Origin of the sequence: Mycobacterium sp. E342 (assembly GCF_001667665.1) — a bacterium.
GTDB lineage: Bacteria > Actinomycetota > Actinomycetes > Mycobacteriales > Mycobacteriaceae > Mycobacterium.
In genome coordinates this window covers 1-10,249 of record NZ_LZJM01000165.1, presented here as the reverse complement: position 1 = coordinate 10,249, position 10,249 = coordinate 1, and the positions used below count along the sequence as shown (strand labels likewise).

At 67.5% G+C, this 10,249-nt stretch carries 13 protein-coding genes; 10 read left to right on the top strand and 3 right to left on the bottom strand.

Going from position 1 to position 10,249, the window contains the following annotated elements:
• From A5692_RS30395 to A5692_RS11810, 4 genes are all read left to right on the top strand, one after another.
• Positions 1-74 (top strand): hypothetical protein (locus A5692_RS30395; RefSeq protein WP_369830289.1); only part of this gene is annotated, 74 nt, incomplete at its 5' end.
• Complete coding sequence (locus A5692_RS11820; RefSeq protein ID WP_068056127.1) at positions 71-1,009, top strand: crotonase/enoyl-CoA hydratase family protein; 939 nt, start codon at positions 71-73, stop codon at positions 1,007-1,009. The genes A5692_RS30395 and A5692_RS11820, both read left to right, overlap by 4 nt.
• A 2-nt stretch (positions 1,010-1,011) precedes the next feature.
• Complete coding sequence (locus tag A5692_RS11815) at positions 1,012-1,731, top strand: PaaX family transcriptional regulator C-terminal domain-containing protein (RefSeq protein ID WP_068056125.1); 720 nt, start codon at positions 1,012-1,014, stop codon at positions 1,729-1,731.
• On the top strand, positions 1,728-2,495 hold the full coding sequence (locus A5692_RS11810; RefSeq protein WP_068056123.1) for a crotonase/enoyl-CoA hydratase family protein: 768 nt from the start codon (positions 1,728-1,730) through the stop codon (positions 2,493-2,495). The genes A5692_RS11815 and A5692_RS11810 overlap by 4 nt, the downstream gene beginning before the upstream one ends.
• 20 nt (positions 2,496-2,515) lie before the next feature.
• On the opposite strand, the gene A5692_RS30245 is transcribed toward A5692_RS11810, so the two are convergent.
• The 3 genes from A5692_RS30245 to A5692_RS11795 form a co-directional block, all read right to left on the bottom strand.
• Complete coding sequence (locus A5692_RS30245) at positions 2,516-3,250, bottom strand: DUF732 domain-containing protein (protein WP_068056119.1); 735 nt, start codon at positions 3,248-3,250, stop codon at positions 2,516-2,518.
• Between the two features lie 89 nt (positions 3,251-3,339).
• A complete protein-coding gene (locus tag A5692_RS11800) occupies positions 3,340-3,825 on the bottom strand; it encodes a DUF3060 domain-containing protein (protein ID WP_068056118.1) in 486 nt (161 codons plus the stop codon).
• 44 nt (positions 3,826-3,869) lie between these two features.
• The gene (locus A5692_RS11795) at positions 3,870-4,238 is read right to left on the bottom strand and encodes a DUF3060 domain-containing protein (RefSeq protein ID WP_068056117.1); all 369 of its coding nucleotides are present in this window, start codon (positions 4,236-4,238) and stop codon (positions 3,870-3,872) included.
• A 138-nt stretch (positions 4,239-4,376) separates the two neighbouring features.
• Here A5692_RS11795 and A5692_RS11790 point away from each other — a divergent pair, with 138 nt between their 5' ends.
• The 6 genes from A5692_RS11790 to A5692_RS11765 all read left to right on the top strand — a co-directional run.
• Positions 4,377-5,021 carry a TetR/AcrR family transcriptional regulator gene (locus tag A5692_RS11790; protein ID WP_068056112.1) on the top strand — a complete coding sequence of 215 codons (645 nt, stop codon included), beginning with the start codon at positions 4,377-4,379 and terminating at the stop codon, positions 5,019-5,021.
• 411 nt (positions 5,022-5,432) lie between these two features.
• The gene (rpsL, locus tag A5692_RS11785; protein ID WP_007167812.1) at positions 5,433-5,807 is read left to right on the top strand and encodes a 30S ribosomal protein S12; all 375 of its coding nucleotides are present in this window, start codon (positions 5,433-5,435) and stop codon (positions 5,805-5,807) included.
• Positions 5,807-6,277, top strand: coding sequence for a 30S ribosomal protein S7 (rpsG, locus tag A5692_RS11780; protein WP_007167813.1), 471 nt, complete (start codon positions 5,807-5,809; stop codon positions 6,275-6,277). The genes rpsL and rpsG overlap by 1 nt, the downstream gene beginning before the upstream one ends.
• Positions 6,278-6,359: 82 nt before the next feature.
• On the top strand, positions 6,360-8,465 hold the full coding sequence (gene fusA, locus A5692_RS11775; protein ID WP_082962615.1) for an elongation factor G: 2,106 nt from the start codon (positions 6,360-6,362) through the stop codon (positions 8,463-8,465).
• A 110-nt stretch (positions 8,466-8,575) separates the two neighbouring features.
• Positions 8,576-9,766, top strand: a complete 1,191-nt coding sequence (gene tuf, locus A5692_RS11770) for an elongation factor Tu (RefSeq protein ID WP_067921884.1) — start codon at positions 8,576-8,578, stop codon at positions 9,764-9,766.
• Positions 9,767-9,901: 135 nt separating this feature from the next.
• On the top strand, positions 9,902-10,249 hold a 348-nt coding region (locus tag A5692_RS11765; RefSeq protein ID WP_156766045.1), incomplete at its 3' end, for a PE family protein.

Sequence of the window (10,249 nt, the reverse complement as noted above, 5' to 3'; positions counted from 1 at the left end):
GCGGCGCCTACGGCACCATGCCCGCTGGCCTGGATCTGGCCCCGATCCTCGAGCGAGCGTTGGTCAAGGGGTGACTCACGCGATCAGGCCGGTCGACTTCGACAACCTGCAGACGATGACCTATGAGGTCACCGACCGGGTTGCCCGGATCACCTTCAACCGACCGGAGAAGGGCAACGCGATCGTCGCGGACACCCCGCTGGAGCTCTCGGCGCTGGTGGAGCGGGCCGACCTGGATCCCAATGTGCACGTGATCCTGGTCTCGGGCCGCGGCGAGGGGTTCTGCGCGGGCTTCGACCTGTCCGCCTACGCCGACCGCACCGGTTCGGCCGGCGGGACCGGCGCCTATCGGGGCACCGTGCTGGACGGAAAAACCCAGGCGGTCAACCACTTACCGAATCAGCCCTGGGATCCGATGATCGACTACCAGATGATGAGCCGGTTCGTGCGTGGTTTCTCCAGCCTGATGCACGCCGACAAACCGACGGTGGTCAAGATCCACGGCTATTGCGTGGCCGGGGGCACCGACATCGCGCTGCACGCCGACCAGGTGATCGCCGCCGCCGACGCCAAGATCGGCTACCCGCCCACGCGGGTGTGGGGCGTTCCGGCGGCGGGGTTGTGGGCGCACCGGCTCGGCGACCAGCGCGCCAAGCGCCTGCTGTTCACCGGCGACTGCATCACCGGCGCCCAAGCCGCCGAATGGGGCCTGGCGGTCGAGGCGCCGGACCCGGCCGACCTCGACGAGCGCACCGAGCGGCTGGTGGAACGGATCGCGGCGGTGCCCGTCAACCAGCTGATCATGGTCAAGTTGGCGCTGAATTCGGCTCTGCTGCAACAGGGTGTGGCCACCAGCAGGATGGTCAGCACCGTGTTCGACGGGGTCGCCCGGCACACCCCGGAAGGCCACGCCTTCGTCGCCGACGCCACCGAGCACGGCTTCCGCGACGCGGTGCGGCATCGCGACGAGCCCTTCGGTGACTACGGCCGCCGCGCGTCACAGGTATAGCCATGCCCACCCTGACGGCCCGGTCGGTGGTGCTCAGCGTGCTGCTGGGGGCCCACCCGGCGTGCGCCAGTGCGAGTGAATTGGTCAAGCTCACTTCCGACTTCGGCATCAAGGAGACCGCGCTGCGGGTGGCGCTGACGCGCATGGTCGGCGCCGGCGACCTGATCCGCTCCGCCGACGGTTACCGGCTCTCGGACCGACTGCTGGCCCGCCAGCGGCGCCAGGACGACGCCATCGACCCGCGGCTGCGGCCGTGGCGCGGGGAGTGGGTCACGCTGATCGTGACCAGCGTGGGCGGGGACGCGCGCACCCGGGCCACGCTGCGAAACGCTCTGCACGGCAAGCGCTTCGGTGAGTTGCGCGAAGGCGTCTGGATGCGGCCCGACAACCTGGAGTTCGACCTGGATCCCGAGATCGACGCGCGGGTCCGGGTCCTGCGGGCCCGCGACGACGACCCGACCGGGCTGGCCGCCCAGCTGTGGGACCTGCCCGCCTGGGCGCGGGCCGGTCAGGAGTTGCTCGACGAGATGGCCGCCGCGCCGGACATTCCGGGCCGTTTCGTGGTGGCGGCGGCCACGGTGCGACACCTGCTCACCGACCCGGTCCTGCCCGACGAACTGCTGCCCGGCGACTGGCCGGGGGCCAGGCTGCGTGCGGCGTACCACGACTTCGCCACCGAGCTGCTCGAGCGGCGCGAACCACTATTTGCGGAGGCACAATGAGCGATCCCGTGCGTATCGAGCGCAACGGCCCGGTGACGACGGTCATCTTGAACCGGCCGGCGGCGCGCAACGCGGTCAACGGCCCCACCGCCGCCGCGCTGTACGCGGCGTTCGATGAATTCGACCGCGACGACACCGCGTCGGTCGCGGTGTTGTGGGGGGACGGTGGAACTTTCTGTGCCGGAGCCGATTTGAAGGCTTTTGGCACGCCCGACGCCAACGCGGTGCATCGCACCGGCCCGGGCCCGATGGGGCCGACCCGGATGGTGTTGTCCAAACCCGTGATCGCCGCGGTGAGCGGCTACGCCGTCGCCGGCGGCCTGGAGCTGGCCATCTGGTGCGACCTGCGGGTGGCCGAGGAGGACGCCGTGTTCGGGGTGTTCTGCCGGCGGTGGGGGGTGCCGCTGATCGACGGCGGCACCGTGCGGCTGCCGCGGTTGATCGGGCACAGCCGCGCGATGGACATGATTCTCACCGGCCGCGGTGTCACGGCCGACGAAGCGCTCGCGATGGGGTTGGCCAACCGCGTGGTGCCCACCGGCCAGGCGCGGCAGGCGGCCGAGGAGCTGGCCGCGCAGCTGGCCGCGCTGCCTCAGCAGTGCCTGCGGTCGGACCGGCTTTCGGCCCTACATCAGTGGGGGGCAACGGAATCCGAGGCGATCGACTTCGAATTCGCGAGCATCTCCCGGGTCGCCGCCGAGGCCAACGAGGGTGCGGGGCGGTTCGCCGCGGGCGCCGGCCGGCACGGCGCGTCCGCCGGTTAGGCGACCCGTCGCCTCCTGACTTACGGCGCGAGCCTCACCCTGCCGGGCGGCATGGGGGGCGGCTCCGGACCGGCGCCACCACCGCTGGGAGGGATCCCCGGCTGAGGGGCACCGGGCTCCTGTTGCGGTCCAGGGGGCGCCTGCTGGGCTGGCAGCGGTTGCTGCGGTGGCGACGGGGTCGTGGCGGGCCGGGGTGGCGTCATGATCTGGGCCGTCGGCGGCGGCGGTGGCGGAAGCTGGGGCGGGTCCGGCTGGCCGGTTTCTCCCGCGGGAAACGTTCCCGACACCGGGCCGATCGTGTGGAATGCGGCGGTGTGCGTGGCCGCATCGCTGCGCTGCGGCGGTTCGCTCGCGCCGGGCAAGGGATTCGCCATGGACTGCAGCGAAGCAATCTTCGGTTGGTTGTTCGGACAGTAGGCCTCGACCGAGGCGGAGATGAATCGGGCGACGGTGCGCATGACGCGGTCGGGAGGGTATGGGCCGCCGGCCGAGTTGGCATTGAACGCCCGTTGCTTCATGTCGTCGACCACGCCGCTGGCCGGCATTCCGCCATCGAGTTGGCGGCAAATCCTATGGGCCGTGGCGATGAGGCTCGGCACGTTCTCGAGAGCAGGGATGCCCTTCTGGTCGAGCAGCGCCACAAACTGGTCGTCGGGGTTGGGATCGGCCGCCGCCGCGGGAAGCGTCACGGCGCCGGTCAGTACCACGAAGGCCGTAACCAGCGCGCCGGTGCGGTTGGTGGTACTGGGGAACATGGCTGGAGTCCGTTCTGCTGGGACGATCATATGCCCCGGATACTCCCGCAGCACCCCGGCGAAAACCGATGCCGGCGAACGACTACCGCTCAGCCGCCCTTGGTGATGGTGTTGCCGGAACCCAGGTTGTCGACCTTGGGCTCACCGTCTTTGTAGGTGATGGTGTTGTTCAGCCCCACCACGCTGATGCGGGTGTCGACCTTGTCCAGGGTGATCTTGTTGTTCGTGCCGCCGACGGTCAACGTCGTGCAGTCTCCGGTGACGGTCAGGGTGTTGTCCGAACCGCCCACGTTCAGCGATTTGCCGCTGGCGCAGTCGAGCGTCGTGGTGGTGCCCATCGACCCGTAGTTGAGCGTGTTGCCGATCTCCACCGACGCGGTGGTGCTCGCCCCGCTCGACCCCGTCGTCGGCGCCGCCCCGGCGCTCGTTGTCGTCGTACTGCTCTTCGTCGTCGTGGTGGAACTCGTGGGCGGGTTGGCCGTCGAACTGCAGCCGGCCAGCAATACCGCCGCGACGGCCGGGGCGATGGCGGACGCGGTCAGCCCCGAGGGGCGGTCAAAGATGTGGGCAGTCAATGTTCCTCGATTCCCCTCGGTCGAATGGTGGTGCGGTGTCGGGCTCAGCCGGGTACCTGCTGAAGCCGGTTGGTCATCCCGAGCTCGCGGCCCCGGTCCCAGAGGAACGGCGAGCCGCCGTGGTAGAACACCGTCTGGTCGTAGCCGTAGACGGTGATGTCGTGCGAGACCGAGTCGGCGACGACGGTGTTGGACGAACCCATCACCGTCACCGCGTAGCAGTTGCCCAGCGCCGTCACGTTGTTACGGGTGCCGTTGACCAGCAGGGTGGCGTCGTTGCAATCCAGCGTCTGCTCGATGCCCTCCCCGATGACGTGGGTGTCGCCGTTCTTGGCCTGTGCGGTGGGGGCGGGGATTGCGGCGACGGTCATGATGCAGGTTGCCAACGACCCGGCGACGGTTGTCCAGTTCACTGCGGGCCCCCTTTAGTGACGGGTGGATCTGCTCGATGAGATTACGTCCATCCGGCCATGGCTGAAACAGTTTCGTGCCCGGCGTCAACTAGAGTCATTAGTTAAGCACCCCGATGAACGCAAGCGAAGGGCCCCGCCATGGCAGCTCACCCGGCAACGCCGTCGGCGGCTGGGCGCCCGCGCGCGGGGAGAACCGGCTCGCGCCCTGCCAAGCTGAGCCGCGAAGGCATCATCGACGGCGCGCTCACCTTCCTGGACCGGGAGGGCTGGGACGCCCTCACCATCAACGCGCTGGCGACCCAACTGGGCACCAAGGGGCCGTCGCTGTACAACCACGTGGACAGCCTCGAGGATCTGCGCCGCGCGGTGCGCATCCGCGTCATCGACGACATCATCACGATGCTGAACAGGGTCGGCGAGGGTCGCGCCCGCGACGACGCGGTGCTGGTCATGGCGGGCGCCTACCGCAGCTACGCCCATCACCACCCCGGCCGGTACTCGGCGTTCACCCGGATGCCGTTCGGGGGTGAGGATCCCGAGTACACGGCGGCGACCCGGGGCGCGGCCGCGCCGGTGATCTCGGTGCTGTCCTCCTACGGCCTCGACGGCGAGGAGGCCTTCCACGCGTCGCTGGAGTTCTGGTCGGCGCTGCACGGCTTCGTGCTGCTGGAGATGACCGGTGTGATGGACGACATCGACACCGACGCGCTGTTCTCGGACATGGTGCTGCGGCTGGCGGCGGGGCTGGAGCGGCGCGTCGCGCACGACAGCGCAAGCGGTTAGGTCCGATGGTGGCGACCCGCTTCGCCCGGCTACGCCGCGCTCGCGATCGCCACGAGTCCGATGGTGGCGACCCGCTTCGCCCGGCTACGCCGCGCTCGCGATCGCCACGAGTCCGATGGTGGCGACCCGCTTCGCCCGGCTACGCCGCGCTCGCGATCGCCACGAACCGCCGCTTTGACCTGCGAGACCGGCGGCGGGTATTGTGGAGGTTCGTGCCTGGCGGCTTACGGCGCCTAACCGTAAGGAAGTGGATGCCGGGCAAATTCGCATGTCCACGATGCATCGGATCTCCTCCGGTGCGCAGCGCGTGCGACACACCCGGCCGCGGGGTAGTGCGGCAGGGCAAAACTGCAGTACGAAGACTTGAGAACAGCCGACAGACACCGAACACGAACACAGAAAGCGTCCTAGATGCCAACGATTCAGCAGCTGGTCCGCAAGGGTCGCCGCGACAAGATCGCCAAGGTCAAGACCGCGGCCCTGAAGGGCAGCCCGCAGCGCCGTGGCGTATGCACTCGCGTGTACACCACCACTCCGAAGAAGCCGAACTCGGCGCTTCGGAAGGTTGCGCGCGTGAAGCTGACGAGCCAGGTCGAGGTCACCGCCTACATCCCGGGTGAGGGCCACAACCTGCAGGAGCACTCGATGGTGCTGGTCCGTGGTGGCCGAGTCAAGGACCTGCCCGGTGTGCGGTACAAGATCATTCGCGGTTCGCTCGACACCCAGGGGGTCAAGAACCGCAAGCAGGCTCGCAGCCGTTACGGCGCCAAGAAGGAGAAGAGCTGATGCCGCGCAAGGGGCCCGCGCCGAAGCGTCCGTTGGTCAACGACCCGGTCTACGGGTCGCAGTTGGTCACCCAGCTGGTGAACAAAGTTCTCCTGCAAGGGAAGAAATCGCTGGCCGAGCGCATTGTTTATGGAGCGCTCGAGAATGCCCGGGACAAGACGGGCACCGATCCCGTGATCACGCTCAAGCGCGCCCTCGACAACGTCAAGCCCGCGCTGGAGGTGCGCAGCCGCCGCGTCGGCGGTGCGACCTACCAGGTGCCGGTCGAGGTCCGTCCGGACCGGTCCACCACGCTGGCGCTGCGCTGGCTTGTCAGCTTCTCGCGGCAGCGCCGGGAGAAGACGATGGTCGAGCGGCTGGCGAACGAGATCCTGGACGCCAGCAACGGCCTGGGAGCCTCCGTCAAGCGGCGTGAGGACACCCACAAGATGGCCGAGGCCAACCGCGCCTTCGCGCACTATCGCTGGTAAAGGCGGCGTCCGGCGCCGAACTGGCAGAGTGGCCGGGCGCAACTAAGACAGCAACCAAGCAATCGAAAGAGTGGGAACTTCTGTGGCACAGAAGGACGTGCTGACCGACCTGACCAAGGTCCGGAACATCGGCATCATGGCGCACATCGACGCCGGCAAGACGACGACGACGGAGCGCATCCTCTACTACACCGGTATCAGCTACAAGATCGGTGAGGTCCACGACGGCGCCGCCACCATGGACTGGATGGAGCAGGAGCAGGAGCGGGGGATCACCATCACCTCCGCCGCCACCACCTGCTTCTGGAACGACAACCAGATCAACATCATCGACACCCCCGGTCACGTCGACTTCACCGTCGAGGTGGAGCGCAGCTTGCGCGTGCTCGACGGCGCCGTGGCCGTCTTCGACGGCAAGGAGGGTGTCGAGCCGCAGTCCGAGCAGGTGTGGCGTCAGGCCGACAAGTACGACGTCCCCCGGATCTGCTTCGTCAACAAGATGGACAAGATCGGCGCCGACTTCTACTTCTCGGTGAAGACCATGGAGGAGCGGCTGGGTGCCAACGTCATCCCGATCCAGCTGCCCGTCGGCTCGGAAGGCGACTTCGAGGGCGTCGTCGACCTGGTCGAGATGAAGGCCAAGGTGTGGAGCGCCGAGGCCAAGCTGGGCGAGAAGTATGACGTCGTCGACATCCCGGCCGACCTGCAGGAGAAGGCCGACGAGTACCGCACCAAGCTGCTGGAGGCCGTCGCCGAGACCGACGAGGCGCTGCTGGAGAAGTACCTGGGCGGCGAGGAGCTCACCGTCGAGGAGATCAAGGGCGCCATCCGCAAGCTGACCATCAGCTCGGAGGCGTACCCGGTGCTGTGCGGCAGCGCGTTCAAGAACAAGGGCGTGCAGCCCATGCTGGACGCGGTCATCGACTACCTGCCCTCGCCGCTGGACGTCCCGCCGGCCGTCGGGCACGCCCCGGGCAAGGAGGACGTCGAGGTCATCCGCAAGCCGTCGACCGACGAGCCGTTCTCGGCGCTGGCGTTCAAGGTCGCGACGCACCCGTTCTTCGGCAAGCTCACCTACGTCCGGGTGTACTCGGGCAAGGTCGACTCCGGCAGCCAGGTCATCAACTCCACCAAGGGCAAGAAGGAGCGGCTGGGCAAGCTGTTCCAGATGCACTCCAACAAGGAGAACCCGGTGGAGACCGCGTCGGCGGGTCACATCTACGCGGTGATCGGCCTGAAGGACACCACCACCGGCGACACCCTGAGCGACCCCAACGACCAGGTCGTGCTGGAGTCGATGACCTTCCCGGACCCGGTCATCGAGGTGGCCATCGAGCCCAAGACGAAGAGCGACCAGGAGAAGCTGTCGCTGTCGATCCAGAAGCTCGCCGAAGAGGACCCGACGTTCAAGGTGCACCTGGACCAGGAGACCGGCCAGACCGTGATCGGCGGGATGGGCGAGCTGCACCTGGACATCCTGGTGGACCGCATGCGCCGCGAATTCAAGGTCGAGGCCAACGTCGGTAAGCCGCAGGTGGCCTACAAGGAGACCATCAAGCGGGCCGCGAACAACGTCGAGTTCACCCACAAGAAGCAGACGGGTGGCTCCGGCCAGTTCGCGAAGGTGATCATCAACCTCGAGCCGTTCACCGGCGAGGATGGCGCCACCTACGAGTTCGAGAACAAGGTCACCGGTGGCCGCATCCCCCGGGAGTACATCCCGTCGGTGGACGCGGGCGCGCAGGACGCGATGCAGTACGGCGTGCTGGCCGGTTACCCGTTGGTGAACCTCAAGGTCACGCTGCTCGACGGCGCCTTCCACGAGGTCGACTCGTCGGAGATGGCGTTCAAGATCGCCGGTTCGCAGGTGCTGAAAAAGGCTGCCGCGCAAGCACAGCCGGTGATCCTGGAACCCATCATGGCCGTCGAGGTCACCACGCCCGAGGACTACATGGGCGACGTGATCGGCGACCTGAACTCTCGCCGTGGCCAGATCCAGGCCATGGAGGAGCGGAGCGGTGCACGCGTCGTCAGGGCGCACGTGCCGCTGTCGGAGATGTTCGGCTACGTCGGCGACCTGAGGTCCAAGACCCAAGGCCGGGCGAACTACTCCATGGTGTTCGACTCGTACGCCGAAGTGCCGGCGAACGTGTCGAAGGAGATCATCGCGAAGGCGACGGGTCAGTAAACATCTGCTCGGAGTAATCTTGCCGGGTCATTGCAAAGCCTTGGGCGCGGCACAACTGAAAACACCAACACTGCTTTAACAAGCACCAACAAGTCCAGGAGGACAACGAAGTGGCGAAGGCGAAGTTCGAGCGGACGAAGCCGCACGTCAACATTGGGACCATCGGTCACGTTGACCACGGCAAGACGACGCTGACCGCGGCTATCACCAAGGTTCTGCACGACAAGTACCCGGACCTGAACGAGTCCCGCGCGTTCGACCAGATCGACAACGCGCCCGAGGAGCGTCAGCGCGGTATCACCATCAACATCTCCCACGTGGAGTACCAGACCGACAAGCGGCACTACGCCCACGTCGACGCCCCCGGCCACGCCGACTACATCAAGAACATGATCACCGGCGCCGCCCAGATGGACGGCGCGATCCTGGTGGTCGCCGCCACCGACGGCCCGATGCCGCAGACCCGCGAGCACGTGCTGCTGGCGCGTCAGGTGGGCGTGCCCTACATCCTGGTGGCGCTGAACAAGGCCGACATGGTCGACGACGAGGAGCTGCTGGAGCTCGTCGAGATGGAGGTCCGCGAGCTGCTGGCCGCCCAGGAGTTCGACGAGGACGCCCCGGTCGTTCGGGTGTCGGCGCTCAAGGCGCTCGAGGGCGACGCGAAGTGGGTCGAGTCCGTCGAGCAGCTGATGGACGCGGTCGACGAGTCGATCCCCGACCCGGTCCGCGAGACCGAGAAGCCGTTCCTGATGCCGGTGGAGGACGTGTTCACCATCACCGGTCGTGGCACGGTGGTCACCGGTCGTGTCGAGCGCGGCGTGATCAACGTGAACGAGGAAGTCGAGATCGTCGGCATCAGGCCGACCAGCACCAAGACCACGGTCACCGGTGTGGAGATGTTCCGCAAGCTGCTCGACCAGGGGCAGGCCGGTGACAACGTCGGTTTGCTGCTGCGCGGTATCAAGCGCGAGGACGTCGAGCGCGGTCAGGTCGTCACGAAGCCCGGCACCACCACGCCGCACACCGAGTTCGAGGGCTCGGTCTACATCCTGTCCAAGGATGAGGGCGGCCGGCACACGCCGTTCTTCAACAACTACCGTCCGCAGTTCTACTTCCGCACCACCGACGTGACCGGTGTGGTGACGTTGCCGGAGGGCACCGAGATGGTGATGCCCGGTGACAACACCAACATCTCGGTGAAGCTGATTCAGCCCGTCGCCATGGACGAGGGTCTGCGGTTCGCGATCCGTGAGGGTGGCCGCACCGTCGGCGCCGGCCGGGTCGTCAAGATCATCAAGTAGGTTCGTCCGCGCTAAAGCCCGGATTGCCGATCACGGCAATCCGGGCTTTATGCGTTTTACCGGGCCGAACGCGGCCGGCTCCGCTACCATTCCTCGATAAGGGAGTCGGGGGCGGAAGATCGCCGGGAGGTTCGGATGTCCTTCGTATTCGCGACGCCTGAGTATGTCGCCGCTGCGGCGTCGGATCTAGCCAGGATCGGCTGGACGATCACGTCGGCGAACTCGATGGCGCTGGGCCCGACGTCGACCGTGTTGGCCCCGGGTGCCGACGAGGTGTCGGCGGGCATCGCGGCACTGTTCGGCGCGCACTCTCAGGTGTACCAGGCGCTCAGCGCCCAGGCGGCGGCGTTTCACAACCAGTTCGTGCAGCTGATGAATGGCGGCGCCGCGCAATACCTCGCCACCGAGGCCGCCAACACCACGCCGTTGCAGGCCGCGGGGGCACCCGCGTCGATGGCCGCGCAGCTGCCGGCCGCGGCGGCC

Bases quoted from the DNA above. Each gene is read 5' to 3' on its own strand.
- rpsL (WP_007167812.1), top strand. From the start codon at position 5,433: ATGCCAACGATTCAGCAGCTGGTCCGCAAGGGTCGCCGCGACAAGATC.
- A5692_RS11810 (WP_068056123.1), top strand. From the start codon at position 1,728: ATGAGCGATCCCGTGCGTATCGAGCGCAACGGCCCGGTGACGACGGTC.
- A5692_RS11790 (WP_068056112.1), top strand. From the start codon at position 4,377: ATGGCAGCTCACCCGGCAACGCCGTCGGCGGCTGGGCGCCCGCGCGCG.
- rpsG (WP_007167813.1), top strand. From the start codon at position 5,807: ATGCCGCGCAAGGGGCCCGCGCCGAAGCGTCCGTTGGTCAACGACCCG.
- A5692_RS30245 (WP_068056119.1), bottom strand. From the start codon at position 3,250: ATGTTCCCCAGTACCACCAACCGCACCGGCGCGCTGGTTACGGCCTTC.
- A5692_RS11815 (WP_068056125.1), top strand. From the start codon at position 1,012: ATGCCCACCCTGACGGCCCGGTCGGTGGTGCTCAGCGTGCTGCTGGGG.